The organism is Lentilactobacillus sp. TOM.63 (assembly GCF_030361045.1).
GTDB classification, from domain to species: Bacteria; Bacillota; Bacilli; order Lactobacillales; family Lactobacillaceae; genus Lentilactobacillus; species Lentilactobacillus dabitei.
In genome coordinates, this window is the sequence record NZ_JAUCAP010000050.1 from 1 (window position 1) to 18681 (window position 18681).

15 protein-coding genes are annotated in these 18681 nt (G+C 42.4%); 3 read left to right on the forward strand and 12 right to left on the reverse strand.

What is annotated here, in order from left to right; all coding sequences use genetic code 11:
* Window positions 1-298: 298 nt before the first annotated feature.
* Genes QUF07_RS09710 through rnz form a run of 4 tightly spaced genes read right to left on the reverse strand, consistent with a single transcriptional unit; the run spans window position 299 to window position 4557 of the window.
* The gene (locus QUF07_RS09710; protein WP_054748870.1) at window positions 299-817 is read right to left on the reverse strand and encodes an adenine phosphoribosyltransferase; all 519 of its coding nucleotides are present in this window, start codon (window positions 815-817) and stop codon (window positions 299-301) included.
* A 17-nt stretch (window positions 818-834) separates the two neighbouring features.
* Window positions 835-3171, reverse strand: a complete 2337-nt coding sequence (recJ, locus tag QUF07_RS09715; RefSeq protein ID WP_289427304.1) for a single-stranded-DNA-specific exonuclease RecJ — start codon at window positions 3169-3171, stop codon at window positions 835-837.
* A 14-nt stretch (window positions 3172-3185) separates the two neighbouring features.
* Window positions 3186-3596 (reverse strand): lipopolysaccharide assembly protein LapA domain-containing protein, encoded by a 411-nt coding sequence (locus tag QUF07_RS09720; RefSeq protein WP_289427305.1) that lies wholly within the window; start codon window positions 3594-3596, stop codon window positions 3186-3188.
* 22 nt (window positions 3597-3618) lie between these two features.
* Entirely contained in the window at window positions 3619-4557 is a 939-nt protein-coding gene (gene rnz / locus QUF07_RS09725) for a ribonuclease Z (protein WP_217342145.1), read from the reverse strand.
* Between the two features lie 221 nt (window positions 4558-4778).
* Here rnz and QUF07_RS09730 point away from each other — a divergent pair, with 221 nt between their 5' ends.
* Both QUF07_RS09730 and QUF07_RS09735 read left to right on the forward strand, forming a co-directional pair.
* The gene (locus tag QUF07_RS09730) at window positions 4779-5066 is read left to right on the forward strand and encodes a hypothetical protein (RefSeq protein WP_217164741.1); all 288 of its coding nucleotides are present in this window, start codon (window positions 4779-4781) and stop codon (window positions 5064-5066) included.
* An 11-nt stretch (window positions 5067-5077) separates the two neighbouring features.
* On the forward strand, window positions 5078-5833 hold the full coding sequence (locus QUF07_RS09735) for a hypothetical protein (RefSeq protein WP_217164744.1): 756 nt from the start codon (window positions 5078-5080) through the stop codon (window positions 5831-5833).
* 327 nt (window positions 5834-6160) lie between these two features.
* On the opposite strand, the gene QUF07_RS09740 is transcribed toward QUF07_RS09735, so the two are convergent.
* The 5 genes from QUF07_RS09740 to QUF07_RS09760 all read right to left on the reverse strand — a co-directional run bounded on the left by QUF07_RS09740 (window position 6161) and on the right by QUF07_RS09760 (window position 14113).
* Complete coding sequence (locus QUF07_RS09740) at window positions 6161-8095, reverse strand: acyltransferase family protein (RefSeq protein ID WP_289427306.1); 1935 nt, start codon at window positions 8093-8095, stop codon at window positions 6161-6163.
* A gap of 34 nt (window positions 8096-8129) precedes the next feature.
* Window positions 8130-9434, reverse strand: coding sequence for a GTPase ObgE (obgE, locus tag QUF07_RS09745; protein ID WP_217164751.1), 1305 nt, complete (start codon window positions 9432-9434; stop codon window positions 8130-8132).
* A gap of 118 nt (window positions 9435-9552) precedes the next feature.
* Window positions 9553-11385, reverse strand: coding sequence for an excinuclease ABC subunit UvrC (gene uvrC / locus QUF07_RS09750; RefSeq protein ID WP_289427307.1), 1833 nt, complete (start codon window positions 11383-11385; stop codon window positions 9553-9555).
* Window positions 11386-11904: 519 nt separating this feature from the next.
* Window positions 11905-12654 (reverse strand): amino acid ABC transporter ATP-binding protein, encoded by a 750-nt coding sequence (locus tag QUF07_RS09755; RefSeq protein ID WP_289427308.1) that lies wholly within the window; start codon window positions 12652-12654, stop codon window positions 11905-11907.
* Entirely contained in the window at window positions 12644-14113 is a 1470-nt protein-coding gene (locus QUF07_RS09760; protein ID WP_289427309.1) for an ABC transporter substrate-binding protein/permease, read from the reverse strand. Before QUF07_RS09760 ends, QUF07_RS09755 begins: the two co-directional genes overlap by 11 nt.
* A 323-nt stretch (window positions 14114-14436) precedes the next feature.
* On the opposite strand from QUF07_RS09760, the gene QUF07_RS09765 reads away from it, so the two are divergent.
* Entirely contained in the window at window positions 14437-14595 is a 159-nt protein-coding gene (locus tag QUF07_RS09765; RefSeq protein WP_164480504.1) for an SPJ_0845 family protein, read from the forward strand.
* Window positions 14596-14701: 106 nt separating this feature from the next.
* On the opposite strand, the gene QUF07_RS09770 is transcribed toward QUF07_RS09765, so the two are convergent.
* The 3 genes from QUF07_RS09770 to QUF07_RS09780 are packed head-to-tail and all read right to left on the reverse strand — an operon-like array spanning window position 14702 to window position 18594.
* Window positions 14702-15652, reverse strand: coding sequence for an NAD-dependent epimerase/dehydratase family protein (locus tag QUF07_RS09770; RefSeq protein ID WP_289427311.1), 951 nt, complete (start codon window positions 15650-15652; stop codon window positions 14702-14704).
* A gap of 8 nt (window positions 15653-15660) precedes the next feature.
* Window positions 15661-17166, reverse strand: a complete 1506-nt coding sequence (gene asp1, locus QUF07_RS09775; RefSeq protein WP_289427312.1) for an accessory Sec system glycosyltransferase Asp1 — start codon at window positions 17164-17166, stop codon at window positions 15661-15663.
* Between the two features lie 3 nt (window positions 17167-17169).
* A complete protein-coding gene (locus tag QUF07_RS09780; RefSeq protein ID WP_289427314.1) occupies window positions 17170-18594 on the reverse strand; it encodes a glycosyltransferase in 1425 nt (474 codons plus the stop codon).
* Between the last annotated feature and the right edge of the window lie 87 nt (window positions 18595-18681).

Sequence of the window (18681 nt, forward strand, 5' to 3'; positions counted from 1 at the left end):
ATTCTAACGAGAAACAAAAAATCTGTCATCAGTAATAGATAAAATCTATTACCAACAACAGATATTGTAGAACCTGTAATCATTGAAACTACAGCGTTTCTGTCTTTTTATTGTCCATTCATCCATCGTCGATTACAATGCAGTGAATGCCGGAACTAACAGACGCATTGAATCAAAAATCCACTACCTCTTAAGGACGCGTCATAACAATCCCCACCTCCAGTACTAGCAACACAAATTAGATAAATCGTAAAAATCCTCTCAATCAGCAGTTGGCCAACGAAGAGGATCATCAATATTAGTAAGTTAATAGTGTAAAGAAATCATAATCCTTAACTTTTTCTCTGCCCTTTAAATCGGACAATTCAATCAAGAATGCTGTCCCTACAACAATTCCGCCTAATCGTTCAACTAAACGGATGGTTGCATCAATCGTACCACCGGTAGCCAGCAAGTCATCAGTAACCAAAACCCGCTGTCCAGGCTTAATGGCATTTGTTCTAAGATACAAGGATGCTTTCCCATATTCCAAGCCATAGCTAGCCTCGATGGTTTCGCCTGGAAGCTTATTCTTCTTACGAGCTGGTGAAAAACCGACCCCAAGCTTATAGGCAACCGGGCAGCCTACGATAAAGCCCCGTGCTTCCGGTCCCACAATCATTTCAACGTTGCGTTCCTTGGCAAATTGAACAATTTGGTCCGTCGCAGCGCGATAAGCCTCTCCATCTTCAAGAAGTGGTGAGATATCTCGAAATAAGATACCAGGTTCTGGAAAGTCTGGATATGACGCAATGTACTTTGAAAAATCGATCGACATAGTAATTCTTCCTTTCATCAGCTGTCCAAACAATCCTTAATAAACTTAACCAATTTGTGCGTGTCAGACACTAGCAGTTGCTTTTCAGTCTTCAACTGTTCTTCCCTGAGACGGTAACTTGGGGCAGATTTGAGATCGTGAGCCGCGTAATGCGGGTTAAGATTGATAACTCTGTCATTTATTGTGATGAAGTCCAGCTCTAAAAAGACCTGAACCATAAATACGATTGTTCGAGCAGCAATGTGCAGATGCTCCGACAAATGCTTCAATTGAGTCGCAATATTAATATTCGGATTCTCTCTTATGAACTTAAATAGTTTAGCATAAGAATTTCGATTTGGCATCCCTATTTTTGAAACTAATTGTTTTTTATACAAATAAAGAACGGTCGTTGTTGGTCGGCAACTTTCGATAACCTTGGTAAGATCTTCAATCACGTCTGGGCAATCCACAATAAATAGCTGGCTGTCCTCCGTATCGCTCCGATTGCCATTGATCAACTGGTCATACATCACGGCTTTGGCATCACCATTGAAATAGCCCTTCAGCTGAGCCAAGTTTCTCTCGTGAAAGAAAACATAGGTCCCGCTCTCCACAAACATTTGCTCATGGAGGACCCGAGTTCGTTCGTCAATCACTGGCGCAGCTGCTTGGTTGAGATCATCCACCATCAATTGCAAGGTGGTTCGGTTATTCCAAGTGTTTTCACCAATCTGACCTGCTACGCGCAAACTATTGGAGCCAGCTTGAATCTGGGGAGCCAACGTCCCTTTGCCAAATGCAATGGCGGTCAACTGGCTATTCCCCTGATCAAGCGTAAACTTCAGGTGATCAGAGGCTTTCCCCATCGTTTTGATATTTTGAACCTGATCATATTGAACGTCAAAGATCGGTTTAGGATTATCTTGACCAAATGGGGCCAAGACCTTTAGCTTATCAACAAACTCTGAGGTAATCCGATTTACCCCAATTTTAGCGGCAATCTCAAGCTTTGGCTTAACTGACAAGTCCAACTGCTGTTCAGCAGCTGCCTTTTCAAGCTGGTCACGTAGAGACTGAATGTTTTGTTTATTAACAGTTAAACCAACTGCAGAGTGGTGTCCACCAAAGGCAACAAGTTGGTCACGAATCGGATCAATCGCCGCGAAAAGATCAAAATTATCGATACTCCGGCCAGAACCTTTGGCGTCGTCTGATCCATCCTGGGTTGTCAACACAAGGGTTGGTCGTTGATACTTCTCAACCAACCGACTAGCGACAATGCCCAAAACGCCTTGATGCCAATTATCACCAACGACTACCAATGTTGATTTGTTAGCTACACCATCAGCTTCGACTTGGTCCACTGCCTGCTTGTAAAATTGATCCACCAATGATTTTCGGAGATCGTTTTGATGATTGGCAAATTTAGCCAGTTCAGCTGCCCGGTCCTCGTCAAAAGTGGCCAGCAGTTCAACTCCGATAGTCGCATCCTTCATTCTGCCCAAGGAGTTAAGCCGAGGCGCGATGGCAAAACCAATGTCCTGCTCATCAAAACGATCAAGTTGGATCCCCGCCGCTTTGATCAAGGCCAATAATCCTGGACGCTGGCTGTTCTTAATTGCCTGAATTCCAAATTTAACGATCGCCCGATTTTCATCAGTTAACGACACAATATCAGCCACTGTCCCAATCGAGGCAATATCAATCAAATCAGTTGGCAACTCATCCAAAAGGGCAGAGGCAATTTTCAGCGCTACGCCGGCCCCACACAAATCACCAAAGGGATAGGCTTTCCCATCCACATCCTTTATTCGCGGATGAATAATTGCGTAAGCATCTGGCAACACCTCCGGCAACGAATGATGATCCGACACGACCACGTCACAGTGCAACTCATTAGCCACCGCAATCGCGTCATTGCCAGCCACCCCATTATCAACAGTGATGATCAAGCTGGTTCCCTTGGCAATGATCTGTCGATAAGCTTCAACGTTTGGCCCATAGCCTTCTGAAAAACGGTTGGGAATATAATAATCAACGGTTGCACCCAAATCAGTTAACACTTCATACATAATCGTGGTACTGGTAATTCCATCGGCATCGTAATCACCGTAGACGGTAATCTGTTCTCCGCTCTCAACGGCCTGTTGAATTCTGGCAACCCCTTTTTTCATATCATGCATCAAATAAGGATCGTGAAAACTGGCAGTCGATGGTTTCAAAAAATTGGTTGCCTGATCTGGGGAATCAATTCCGCGCTGTAACAACAATTTGGCAATTGTCTCATCAACATTTGCTTCCTTTGCTAGCTTCCCAACAGCTTGGGGATCGTCTATCTGATTCATTTGCCAATTATACTTCGATTCAATCATTCAAACACGCTACCTTACTTTTGTGACAATTTGTCTGACAACTTCGTAATTTCATCTTCTGAGTTTGTAATCTGCTGATCTTTGGTCCCAAGTTCCTGTTTGCCATAGGAATTCTTTAGCCGCGTTTCTAGTGCTTTCAAACTCGCTTGCAGCGCTTTGATTTGATCTGTCAACTCGTCTTGTTTTTGCTGGCTCTGGCTCTCCAATTCTCGATAAGCTCGATTCTTACGGACATTCAAAATCGAGGACAACAGGAAGATAATTAACGCGCCCACTAGAACTGAAATTAAAATCAATAACACTAACGGTACCCGAATGGATGCAAAGCCAAAGTTCACATCAACCGATTCAAAATTAATTAACGCAAAAAGAGCAATTATGATAATTAAAATGATGCTCACAATTGTTGTGATTTGTTTTTTCATTGTAACTCCCCCATTCACATTGTTAATCTTTGATAAACGGAATATCCACCACATCAAAATCTTTGACAACTTTGGTATTTGGGAAGATCGTTTGGGCTTGTTTCTCTAGTTCATGAGCCATCTTTCCAGTATAACGAGCTGAGATGTGATTCAATAATAGCATCTTAGCATGTGCCTGCTTAGCAATTTGGGCGGCCTGAGTATTGGTGGAATGATAATAACTTTTGGCAAGCTTATTCTCACCCTTGCCAAAGGTACTTTCATGAACCAATGCATTGGCGTTTTGAGCTAACCTTTCAGCATTGGCCGTTTTCCTGGTGTCACCAATAATGGTCACAATGCGGCCAGGTTGTGCGCGCCCAATCATTTCTTTGCCGTCAAACGTGCGGCCGTCGTCAAGGGTCACAACTTCACCCTTTTTGAGCCGACCATACACGGGCCCCGACGGAATTCCCAATGCTGATAGCTTGTCCACCATCAATTCACCCGGATGATCATGTTCAACTACGCGATAACCAAAGCTGGTAATTCGATGTTCCAGGGGTGCTGCGTACACGGAGAACTTGTTATCTTCAAAAATAAGCCCATCGGTATCTTTAGGCAATTCATGGAAAGTAATATGATACGCCAGGCGACTTTCTGAAATTCGCAGGCTCACATTCACGTACTCCTTAATCCCCTTGGGTCCATAAATGTCCAAGGGCCCATTTCCGCCCTGAAATGATCGACTACTTAAAAAACCTGGCAATCCAAAAATATGGTCACCATGTAGATGAGTAATAAAAATTTTATCGACCTTTCGTGGCCGAATGGTCGAGCGAAGGATTTGATGCTGGGTCCCTTCACCGACGTCAAACAACCACACTGAGTTGATTTCATCTAATAATCTCAGCGCTAAACTTGAAACATTTCGAAACTTACCTGGAGATCCTGCTCCAGTACCTAAAAATTCAATCTGCATTATTTATCGTTTCCTTAATTTTTAAAATCGATTGGTTGAAGTGAGAGACAAGTCAGGTCGTGAATCCCCAAAGACCATCTTTCAAAGCGAAAATCAAAACTTCTCCCAATGGCAGCCTGCACGCCAATTATGACCTGCTCGAACCCGCTCACTCTTTAAAATCACTTTTCAATTGTATCATAAATCGGGTAAAATACTAATCAGGAAGGCAGGAAGAAACCGTGAACTTAGATGAATTCTACCGTGCCAGCAGCACGCTCAACCCCAAGCTGATTCTTTTAATCGCCAAGGGGCAACATTACGAACCAATCAAACAATTAACAATTGACAAGAATTCCTTATTACTTGACACAAATGACCCATCTCACCTAGGATTTGCTACAATAACATTAGATCAATTTATCACGAGAACGAGCCATTTGGATTCAAAAATGGATTTAAGAACGTTAGATAACCATCAATTGGTATTTGGGTTTAGAATTGTCAACAAATCAATTGTTTTCTATTAGAGGTATTGAATATGAAAAAACAGCGATTTATTCTAATTTTATCTGCAGTCTTAGCCGTTGGTCTTGCTGGCTGCAGCAGTCAGAATCATAAAAATCAATCAAATCAAAAGGCTGCATTGAGTGCCAATATGCAAAATAGCAGTTCAACTGCTTCTTCAACCAAAAAAGCCCATGCAACTAAAAGTCTCAGTGATTATCAGTACAAGGTGCCTAAAAAAGTCGCTGATAGCAAAAATTACGTTAAAGACGGTAACTTAACCAGTCCCAGTCAGTTTTCCTACGATCGTTTTGGAACCGAACAAACGTTGACCAAGATTGCAACAAATGCCGCTGTGCTCTCGGCAGGCAATGTGAGTTATAAAGTCAATAAAGTGAGAGTCTTGAAGAATACGGCCAAAACCTCAGAAGCGAAAACGGCTGCTGAACAGGTATTAAACATCAGCAGTATTCCTGACACTTACTTCACGTTTGTGCTCAATTACACGGTTACTAATAAACACAACACCACGATTGCCCTGAATGGGGTTCAATCAGTCAAAACAGACGCCGGTCAAACCATGACAACTGCTGATCAATTGTCAGATTCTTCGGCTGGTAACAAAATTCCAGCCAATGAGTCTGCAACCTTCGTCATGAACGGCTACCTGTATGACTATCAATCAAAGCCGGCCAAGAAACTGTTTATTAATTTTGGCTCACTATTTGATACACATGGTAAAAAGATTTCAGATAGTCCAAATCGCAAGCTCATTGTCAAACTGGATTAGTTCAATAACTTTGGCTTTAAATAAGGTGACTGACTGCAGCTGATTAAATCTTGGGAGTCAATCCTTTTTAGTTGTTGAGATCTAATTGGCTTTTAGTCTAATGGGAATCTTTTTGACATTCATCGGTCATTTTCACCTTACCAACCAAAAATGAGGTTGGAACGCTACATCATTGCTCCTCACTTGTTAGAATTTTCAATCCTAATATCGATCAATCGTGTTTCCTATAATCGTTTCCAAAATATAAGCCAATCCTTCAAACATTCAAAGCCTGAATGTCTGGATGATTGGCTTATTCTGAAACTGATGGAATTATTTCCCACTCTGCTATTTAATACTCAAATGTTGACTCATTTCCTGAGCAACTAATCTCGTATAGTGAACATTTCCGCGCGGATTTGGATGGACATTATCGCTCCAGAACCAATCATTGCGGTTATAACTATACTTATGCCAGTTAATCACGTAGAAATTGGCATACTTCTTGGAAGCTCCTTGGATCGTCCGGTTCACTTCTGTTTCCCAATTTCTGGTTGGCACGTGACAATTGACCCAGAAGATCTTGTGACCTTTACCAATCGCCTTCACGACACTATCAATTTGGGCTGGTGTCATTGGCGAATTGGTCCCCAAGTTTACCAATACATTCGGTGCTAACTCGCCTTTCTTCTTAAGGGCCTTCAAAACATCCCCAGCCTGCCAAATCTGGCGACCAACTGCCGCCGAAACGTAAGCTTGATGGAATACTGTCTGCAAGTCCTTACTGTTATCAGCCATGATTGAATCACCAATTGCAGTGAGCGGTTGTTGATGAACGGTTAAATACTCCCGTTTTGTTAACCCATATTTCTTAGCAGTTCGATACTGAGTTGGCGTTAACTTTTTCTTGAGAAGCTTCTTCATTCGTTTCTTATTATCAGCAACTTTCTTGGCCTGCTTCTGTTTTGCCAAGGCTTTTTTATTATGGACACTTGCGCTGCTCTGATTTTGCAGAATATTTTCTTGCAAGACATTCTTGGCATCTTTAGTCGGCGCAATTGCACTCCCATAGACTGAGATGCCAATCAGGATAAGGGCTGGAATCAGCCATAATCGTTTCAACCCATAAGTAGAATCTCGCTGGAAAAATTCATAAATCGATCTGCCCAAATTCCGATAACGGTAATGACGCAGTGGCGCTTCAATGTAACGGTACGACAATTCACTGATAATCATGATTAAAACAATCTCAATGGTCGCATGCATCAAAGGATGGGCCGCGATGTCGTTAACCCGCATTTCGTAAAAAATCATTACTGGAAATTGATAAAGATAAAAGCCATAGCTTCTAGTCCCAATCCATGAAAATACCGGATTAGTCAGCCAACGGTTAACGTCTGACCCCGGATGGGCACAGGCAGCTATCAAAGCCGTTGAGGCAATTGCCATCAGGAACATTCCACCGCGATAGGTGAACGTATTCTGGCCAGCCAACTCAAAATACAGGTAAACCATTACTGTAAACGCAACGATCCCGATGATGTTCAGCGTCCAACGCGATCGCGAATTGACGTTCTTTCGTAAGTGAGTCGACGGCCAAACAACAGCGAGCATGGCACCAAAAATAATTGTGAACATCCGGGTGTCAGTTCCGTAATAGACCCGATTTAAAGTATTGGGCCCAGTGTAGAGAACCCCCATTAGTACAGCCGAAAAGACAGCAAAGCCAAATAAGACCCACGCAATCGTTCGGCGTTTTCTGATAATGAGCACCAACGCAATTAATATGAGCGGCCAAATCAAATAATATTGACCCTCGATTGATAGTGACCATAAGTGGGTAAATGGTGATTCACCATTAAACCTGTCAAAATAGCTTTGTCCATGACCAACTTCCCACCAGTTATATAAATAAAGCATGTTGGTTGTAATAATTGAACGTAAATTAGTTAGTAATGACCGTTGAAAAAGAGTTATGTATGTGCCGGTTCCCACCAGCATAAATACAAGCGCGGGGTACAAACGTTTTAGACGCCTTGCATAAAATCCCCAAAAATCAATCCTGCCATTCTGTTCCCATTCTTGGAGCAACAAGTCCGTGATTAAATACCCAGAGACAACAAAAAAGATTGGCACCCCTAGATAACCACCTTGCATCTTGTATGGCAAGAGATGGTAAATGATAACTCCCACAACGGCTAATGCCCGGATTCCATCAAATCCGGAAATGTAGCGGCTGTTTTTAAGCCTTTTTCCCTTTTTTTGTGTTTGCGCTTGTTGCATCGAAATCTTCCCTGTCTTGTCTTTGATTAAATGATTATTCAACGTAGGTAAACGAGAAGTCTAGAATGCTAACGGTGTCGCCATCTTTAGCCCCAGCTTTTCGCAATGCATCATCAATTCCCATACCGTGCATCTGACGGGCAAATCTCAACATGCTTTGGTCATGAGCGGTATCTGTCATCTTAAACAGCTTCTCAATTTTATCACCGCTGATGACCCATGATTCGGATTCTTTATCATAAGAAATATTAAAGTCACTGGATTGATCGGCTTTGTAATCATATTCCTTAGTAGCATCAACTGGTTGATCCAAGTCTGCAGCATTCGACTGATCCAATAAATCAGCAGTCTTCCTGATTAGCTCAGTCAATCCGGTATGGGTAACCGAAGAAATTGGTAACACCTCGGGAATCTGATCATGATCAGACGAGCTTTCCGCCAACTTTTGCTTAAAATCAACCAAATTCTCTTGAGAATCAGGCAAATCCATCTTGGTTGCGACGACAATCTGCGGTCGTTTTAAAATCTTAGGATCATACTGGGTCAACTCTTTGTTAATCGCAACAAAATCCTCATAGGGATCTCTGCCTTCGACACCAGACATATCAACCAAATGAAGGATTACCCGCGTCCGCTCAACATGGCGGAGAAATTGGAAACCAAGGCCAACGCCATTTGAAGCCCCTTCGACTAGTCCAGGCAAATCGGCAACCGCAAAGTCCCGTCCATCATCTAAACGAACCATCCCCAAATTAGGCACCAAGGTTGTGAAATGATAGCCGGCAATCTTGGGCTTGGCAGAGGTAATCACTGACAATAACGTTGACTTCCCTGCCGATGGAAAACCAACCAAACCAACATCAGCAAGAACTTTTAGTTCAAGCTGCAGTGGAACCTCTTCACCTGGTTCACCATTCTCAGCGATTTCAGGGGCTGGATTAGTTGGGCTGGCGAAATGAATATTCCCGCGCCCACCACGACCAGCTTTAGCAACGATGAGTTCTTGACCGGGCTTAGTCAAATCACCAATGACTTGTCCAGTTTCCGCGTTAGTGACAGTTGTCCCCTCTGGAACTGGAATCACTAAATCATCGGCACTTCGACCAGTCATCGATTTATTGGCACCACCGCCGCCATTCTTAGCCTTAAACTTTCGGTGGTACCGGAAGTCCATCAGGGTGTTCATTCCTGAATCCACTTTAAAAACAACGTTTCCGCCACGGCCACCATCACCGCCGGCTGGACCGCCATTTGGAACATACTTTTCACGTCGGAAGGCGACCATCCCATTGCCACCGTTTCCGGCCTTAACATCTACTTTAACTTGATCAACAAACATGTTTTCACCACTTAATTTAACCTTTACAATTCGAATTACCATTTAGATACTTATGCAGTATACCGACTTTAACGTGCTAGGTCAAAGGTATCTGGAAAACTGAATCAATTATTATTAATTAATGCGTTAATTTTTTATCTTGGTAATTAGTGACTTTGCGTTCTTCCTCAATTTTACTCAATGAAAACTTGATAGTTTGCGCTGTGGTTTCTGATATTCCCAACGACCGAATATCATCAAGTGATGCCGCAGAAATTCGTTTGAGCGATCCAAATTTTCGTAGAAGCTTGTTGCGTGTCTTTGGCCCGACACCAGCAATTGCATCCAATCGAGAACTCAGTGAATTCTTGGTATGCACTTTTCGATGGTAAGTAATCGCAAACCTGTGAACTTCATCTTGGATTCGTTGAAGCAAGTAGAACCCCTGACTCTTTGGATCCAACTTCAATGAGGCATCAGCATCACCGAACAGTAAATCTGCCGTTTGGTGATGCTCATTCTTAACCATTCCGCCAACGGGAATGTGCAGATCCAGCTCATTGACCAGCACATCTTTGACCGCATTCATCTGAATGGTTCCGCCATCCATCAAAATAAGGTCAGGCATCTCGGCGTGTTCTTTCAATAATCTTGAATATCGACGCCGAATAACTTCTTTCGTGCTGGCCGCTTCGTCAGCATGATCCACTGTTTTTAGTTTATATTTCCGATACAGATTCTTATTTGGTTGACCATCCACAAAAACGACCATTGCAGAAACCAGATCTGCTCCTTGAATATGGGAATGATCAAACGCCTCAATCTTGTGACCAGGTGCGATTCCCATGGCATCGGTGAGTTCCTTCATAGCACCAGTGGTCTTACTCTCATCCAGCTCTAACAAGCGGAACTTCTCCTCTAAGACCAACTGGGCATTCTTCCCCGCCATCTCAAGCAAATCGCGTTTCTGGCCTCGCTGTGGCGTCCTGACTGGCACATCTTCGACAACGTGACTAATCACATCAGCTGGCAATGATTTAGGCACCAGAATCTCCTTGGGCAGAATTTGATTCTTCTGTTTGTAAAATTGAGAAATAAAACTAACCATTTCCTCTTCAGGATCATCAATAATTGGAAACAATCGTTTTTCTCGTTTCATCAATCGAGACTGACGAATGAAGAATACCTGAATCGACAACCACCCCTTGTCCATATAGTAATTGAAGATATCGCGGGGCGTATTGTCGTTTGAAATGATCTTTTGTTTCTCAACCGTGATTTCAATGTATTTAATCAAGTCGCGAATTTCAGCAGCCCGCTCGTACTCCATGTTATCAGCCGCTTTCTCCATCCTTGCGGTTAACATTTGTTTTGCATGCGCAACGTTACCATTCAAAAACGACTTGATCCGTTTAATTTGCTTGGCATATTTCTCTTCAGGGACAACTTTAAAACAAGCACCCAAACATTGCCCCATATGATAGTAGAGACAGGGACGATTTTGAAAGCCATTACATCTTCGCAATGGGTAAACCTTCTGCAAAAAATTAACCGTCTCTTCAGCTGCATATACATTGGGATATGGGCCAAAATAATAGCCGCCGTCCTTGAGCAAGGAGTTGACAATTTTAATTTGCGGATCGCGTTCATTGGTAATCTTAATGTAGGGGTACCCATTATTCCCCTGTTTTAATTTAATGTTGAAGTACGGCCGATGCTTCTGAATCAAGGTGATTTCAAGCAAAAATGCCTCTTTGTCACTCGAAACAATAATATATTCAAAGTCAGCGATTTCTGACACTAACCGGGCAGTTTTCCCTTCATGGCTGCTCTTAAAATACGAGCGAACCCGGTTCTTGAGGTTTTTGGCTTTGCCGACATAAATAATCTTGCCATTAATGTCCTTCATCAGATAACATCCCGGCAAGTCCGGCAACAGTGACAATTTATGTTCCAAATATTCACTCGCCACAAAGTTCACCCCTTTCAAAATATTCACCCTAAAATTATAACTCGAATATATGTTCTGTTCAATGAAAGCAGCTTTTTGATGAAAATAGTTGTATATGACAATGATTGATTAAAGGGCACCGCCGCCACTTGGTTAAAGTTGTTCCGCTAAGCTGTCGCTTAATATATAACAGCTTCCACGTGAAAATCTAAAACCATGATTTTCCTTGCTTGTTACATAGTGGAAACGTGCTCAAAAGCAACTGACGCTAACTGTCTAAGAGGCCCTCAACTAAAAGCAAAACCATGCTTTCGTTCCCTACCACATTGTTGAAACGTGCCTCGACCAGCTGTCGCTTAATATATAAGAGCTTCAACCTGGAAATCTAAAACCATGATTTCCAGGTTCCCTGCTACATAGTTGAAACGTGCTCAAAGCAACTGACGCTAACTGTCTAAGAGCCCTTCACCTAAAAGCAAAAACCATGCTTTTAGGTGAAGGGCTCTTAGACAACCGCGTCAAACCGTTGCTTTTCGCACTCTACACATTTTGAATAATCTTTCCTATAAAATCCTTTGCCCGTTCATTCTGTGGGTTATCAAACAATTCTTCAGGCTTACCTTTTTCCAAGATGTAGCCATCCGCCATGAACCAAACTTCATCGGCTACTTCCTTGGCGAATCCCATTTCGTGGGTTACGACAACCATCGTCATCCCTTCGTTAGCCAGCTTTTGCATGACTTCCAATACTTCACCGACCATTTCCGGGTCCAATGCACTGGTTGGCTCATCAAATAACATGACTTCTGGGTTCATTGCCAAAGCCCTGGCAATTGCCACCCTTTGTTGTTGACCACCTGACAGGCTGCTTGGATAGACATGAGCTTTCTCTTCCAAACCAACTAGTCCCAATAAATGCATAGCCGTTTTCTCAGCTTCTTCATCTGATAGATGCTTCACTCGAACTGGGGCTAACTTCAAGTTTTCTAAAACCGTCATATTCGGAAATAAGTTCAAGCTTTGGAACACCATGCCCATCCGTTCACGGAGGTTAACCAGATGCTTATCATCAACGTGAGTTAAATCAGTGCCTTCAAAATTAACCTCACCGCTTGTCGGCTTTTCAAGCAAGTTCAAGCAGCGCAAGAATGTGCTTTTACCAGCCCCGGAAGGACCAATCACACAAATTACCTGTCCGGATTTAACGGTGCCGTCGATGTCTTTCAGCACATCCGTTTGTCCAAATTTTTTGCTAAGATGGTTTACCTCAAGAATTTTTTTATCCTGCATGTTTCATCTTCCCTTCGTAATGGTTCAGCAATCTCGTCAACGCAAACGTCATGATGAAGTATAAGACCATCGCAACGAAAATCGGGATTACGCCTCGATACGTATCAGCACGGACGATATTCAACTGGTAAATCAAATCGGTAACCCCAATGATAGAAACAATTGAACTTTCCTTGATCAATGAAATAAATTCGTTGCCAAGTGCTGGCCAGATATTCTTAAACGCTTGCCGCAAAATAACAAACCGCATCATATCGCTCTTAGAGAGCCCTAAGCTTTCAGCAGCTTCCGTTTGGCCCTTGGCAACTGAATTAATACCCCCACGGATAATTTCAGCAACGTACGCCCCACTATTCAGTGAAACGGCAATCATCCCTGAAATGAGCGCTGGAATATTGACAACCACCCCAATTCCAAAGTAAACGAACATGACTTGAACCATCAAAGGCGTTCCTCGGATAAATTCGGTGTAACTAATTGCCAAGCCGCGAATCCACTTTTGCTTGCTGAAACGCATGAGTGCTAAGATAACCCCGATCAAAACTCCGAAGAATGTGGCAACAATCGAAATCAGGATTGTGAACTCAACCCCTTTGGCAAAGTAAGTCCAATAATGCCACATTGACGTATTAACTGTGTTAACCTTCATGTACTTACCAGCACTAGCAAGGTATTGATCGGTCAAATGCTGCTGCTTAATCTGATCGACACTCTTATTAACTGCGTTGACCAAGCTGTTGGAACCTTTCTTAAAAGCAATGGCGGCTCCAACTTCGTTTTTATTCAAATGATAACCAGAAGGAATCATCTTCAAGCTTGGGTCATTCTTAACGTAAGCTTCAGCACTTGGCTTTTCAATTCCTAATGCATCAATTTTGTGGGTCTTTAATGCTAAAACCAAATCAGTTGATTTATCCATCCCTTTAACGGTTGAATTAGGGATTTTCTTTTTCGCTAATCCATACTGTAAAGTTCCGGTTTGCGCACCAATTGTCGCCCCTTTTAAATTCTTAACACTCTTATATTTGTTAACATCACTTGAATTGATCAAGAAGCTTTGACCACCTGAGTAATAAATTTTGGAGAAGTCAACACTTTGGCGCCGGGTCGCCGTTGGATTAATGCCGCCAATTGCCATATCGGCCTTACCCGTTTGAATGGCAACCAGCAAAGAATCGAAATTCATACTTTTGATCACCAATTTAACGTGGAGATCTTTGGCAACCTTCTTCGCCACATCAATATCCATCCCGACAATTCGACTCTTACCACCTTTATTCACTTGAAACTCATAAGGTGGGTAATCCGGACTGGTAACCATAATCAGCTCGCCTCGCTGCTTAACCCGTTGCAACGAGTTATCCGCTGCTGATGCACTGCTTGCTTGCCATGCAGTAAAAGTAAACAACGCAGTGATCATCATAATGACTTGAATAATTGCCTTAACGCTCTTCTTCATTAATTTTCCTTCTCTCAAAAAGTGAGCAGAGCAAAGTGCATAGGGATCGGAGCGTAGGCCTCCTTGAGCGGAAATTCCCGAGTTTGGAATTTTTGATCGAGGTGCTTAAGTGTAGATCCCTGCTTTGCGCCGCTGTCCTAATTTATAATAACAACAAGGTTACACCAATTTCTTTGTTTATGCAATATAAAATTGAAATTAGTCATTTTTATACATATCTCATTCAAAATGATCAAGGATGTCCAATTTGCAGTTGGAACGCATGACATTGCCTGGAAATTTTGCTATTATAATGTGGTAACAGGAATAAGGAGATGAACTCAATGTCACTTAAAGTCAATCGACAAAACGACTTAGACGCAATGTTCGGTAAGTTCGCTGAAATGGATCCAAACGATAATAAACGTGACAAGTTCTTAGGCCATGACAAAAAGGATAAGGACAAGAAAAAGAAAAATGAAAAACGACCAGATAAGAAGTAATCTGGTCGCTTAAAGATGATGCGATGTATCCCATGCCGAAATGGTGTGGGCTTTTTTGTGTCTAAAAAAGCCGGAAACTATTCACAACTGTTTCCGGCCATTCGCGCTAATGATTCTGATTAAATTCCCAATATCTACGCAGTCCTGTCTCCAAATCAAACTTTGGTTCAAATCCCAAACCCTGTAACTTGCTGATATCTGCTTCTGACCGTTTAATATCACCTAAGCGTTGTTCAGCAAATTCAATTTTTAGTTTATCGCCCGAAATTTTCTCAAAAATCCGAATGGTTTCTATTAATGAAACAGAACGACCCGTTGCCACGTTGTACACTTGACCATTTGAGTCTGGGGTATCGGCAATTAGTTGTAATGCCGAAACAACATCGCCTACATAGACAAAATCTCGTGACTGGGTCCCATCCCCAAATAGCGTAAATAGCTGACCGTCTTGCAACCGCTGAGTAATCAACGACAATACGCCTGAGTATGGCGAACTAGGATTTTGCCTGGGCCCATACACGTTAAAGAACCTCGTGGCTGCCATGTTTAGTCCGTACAATCTGCCATAATCAATCACAAACCGCTCAGAAGCGAATTTGTCAATGGCGTATGGTGATAACGGCACAATTCGTGAGTGCTCACTTTTGGGTTGCTCTGGATCATCGCCATAAACCGCCGCGGAAGATGTGAAGATAACCTTTTTGGGTCGTAATTGATTTCTCCTCAAGGTCTCCATAATCCATAAATTGGCATCTTGATTAATTTGGTGAGTCACTTCAGGTCGTTCAATTGTATCAGCAACACTGGCAACAGCGGCTAAAAGATAAATATAATCAAATTGATGTTTCATCAATAATTCATCCATGAACTTCCGGTCGATAATCGACTTTTGATCGAAGGTCAGCTGATCAGATTCAGGTAGGTTCGATAACCGTCCCATCGACAAATCATCGACCACGGTTACGGTATTACCCTTCTCAATCAAGTCACGCACTAAAGTTGAGCCAATAAATCCAGCTCCCCCGGTCACTAAAATATTATCAGCCAAACATTTCACACTTCTCTCTACTTGATGACTGCTTGTTGCCAGTCCTTGGCAACCTCGGCGTTGCTGAACTTCTCAGCGGTCTTCTTAGCATTCTCAGAATATTCAGCCATTCGATCGTGGTCTCGCAGTAAAGCGACAATTCCTTCGGCCATTTCTTTAGTTTCTCCATCTTTGAATAGGAGCCCATTCCAACCATCCCGGATGATTTCACTTGGCCCATAGGCAATATTAAAGGCAACCAGTGGTAAACCGTAGCTGGCAGCTTCTGTCAAAGCCAAAGGCTCAATATCAACCGGAGTTGGGGTGATAAATAGCTTAGAGGCGGAATAAGCGTCGGCCAAATCAATCTGGTAACCTTTAAATTCAACCACGTCATCAATCCCAAGGTCTTTAGCCTTTTGCTTGGCATCCTTTTCAGCTGGCCCATAACCATAAACCAAAAATTTCATGTCACTTTCATGATTATGAATTTCTTTGAAGGTCTCAATCATTCGAATAATGCCTTTATCATTACCAAGCCGCCCAACGAAAATGATCTGGTTCTGCTTGTCGGTAGTGGGCTTTTGAACGCCGTCAACCGTTGCAGCTGGTAATGCTAATACAGGAATGTCCGCCCCAATTTTCTTCTTGATATGTTCGGTCACATCTTCCTGTTGCTCCTTAGTGGCCACGATGATTCCACTCAACTTTTCAATATTATTTTTATCGAATGCGTAGGTATAAATGTCATTCAGTTGTCCCAACACCAGCGAATACTTCTGGTCAGTTTGGATCATTGGCATGAAGATGTACTCACGTGAACGACTATTGATATTCATCACCGGCTTGTATGTCGTCAACGGACGATCGGCGATGAAGGTATTTTGTCCGGGTGTCTCACTCTTATCAAGCTCATTCAAGAAAAATGCATAAAGCTCGTCAATGTTGCCGAAGAAATAATCCTGACCTTTGTAATTAACCAGCTTGATAAACGTCATGTCAGCTTGAGTTGTACCCTCACCACCATATGACGCCTCGATGACAACGTTGCCGTCGACATCCAAATATTCGTCACGAATGACTTTGCGATCAGCATCATAATACTTAACGGACGATTTAAATCCGCGCCAATCCCACATTTCTGCCTTGATAAAATTTTGATACTTATCAAAATATTCTCGGGTATCAAGTTGGCCAAACGTCCCACCCATAAAGATAACCCGGTTATTCAGTAGGTTGGCTCGATATACCTTACTAATGGAAGGATCTGGATCAATCTCGTAGGTTGGATTGATATGAGCATCCTTAATCAAGGCCTTTTTTGTTTCGCGATTAACGGCCCCTTGAAAGAAGTCAAACATGTTGATGACATCATCGGACTTCAACCCAAACTTTTCCATTATCCGATGCAGTTGAGGAGCATATTCACGAGTCACTAATTTGGCCGGAACCCCCATGCTCTTAAACAAACTAAGCCGTTTAAATTCAGCGTGTTCAATTCCCGAGTTCATTGGGTATAAATATTCGTTTACAAAGTAATACATTGCTTATTGGCCCTCCTTAACTGTTTCAAAGTATTTCTGAGCATCTGTATCCATAATCAACCATTGTTTCCAGACATTATCCTCAGAATACTTATGACGGGATTCGTAAGCTTGGTCGCTAAATTGTTCACGCAACTGATCATTACTCATTAACTTAATAATTGCCTCGGCCATTGCATCGATGTCGCCAGGCTTAACGAGTAGCCCGTCCTTGCCATCATTAATGATGTCTCGAGGACCATAATTAATATCATAGGAAACAAGTGGTACCCCGTGCGACTGGGCTTCAATTAACGATAATGGCAAACCTTCAGCTGTACTGGTTAGAATTGAAAGCTGAGCATTGTCATATACGGCACTAATATTTTGAGTGTAGCCTTTGAACGAAACAACTTTCTTTAAATTGAGATCATTAACCAACTTTTTGGCATTATCCCCAGACTTGTCATTTGCATAGCCATAAATATCCAGGGTTACTCCCGGCACTTTTTTGACCACTTGAGCCACTGCTTTGATAGCATGGTCAATTCGCTTTTCATGTGAAAGCCGCGCAATCATAACAATTTTGCCTTTTTCTCGCTTGCTAAAATCTTGTTTTGGCTTGCGCATCAATTCATCTGGAACAACACCAACAGGAATGACATACGTCCTCGGCTTGTCACCGAAGCACCGCTCAACATTGTGAGCTTGAGTAGCAGTCGGCGCAATCATCCCTTGCCACTTAGTGAAATTATTTAAAGCATACTCATAGTTATAGTTGAGACCAGAGTGTTGAGTTTCCACGGGATCGTTCGTATGGTTACTGTGAAGCTGCATCGTCTTGAACGCTCTCTCATGCATCTGTAAAATCGGCCAGGATAATTCCAAGCTGGCATCACTTACAAAGATGTCATTCACACCATGCTCATGATCTCGCTTAACTAACTCGTCCAAGAAGAACCGAACCATGTTTTTGAAGCCGTCAAATTCCCAGTCATTACCATTAAATCCTTGAATCCGGTAAAGGCTGTTATCAATTGCATCATACTGCTTACCAAAATGGAAGGTTTCGTAAAACATACAACCTTTATCGTTAGATACTCGTTCAGCACGAACTTTTCCTTGGCGATCATATAATTGTTGCAAAGATCGATAACCCCGAGGATCCCACCAGTCAACTTCAATCACCCGTTTAAGCGAGTCATAATAAGTCACCGCATCAATATTATTGGAGTTATCGGTTCGCATACTAATTTGCATTAGTCGCTGTTTGTCACGATAAACGTCATAATGACCATTATCAGTTTTTTGGACATCAAAATTATCTGGTAGGCCCAAATCTTTGATACCAAAATCCTTGGATTCAACATTTTCTGTTCCTCCAAAGAAATCAAACATATTAATGGCGTGCTTATTATCAACTCCAGCATGTCGTAAAGCTGGAACCACTGAACGGTCAACCTGATTTATTCATAAAAATACACAAAATACCCATCAAACACATGTTTCACGCGTTTGATGGGTATTTTGCATTTT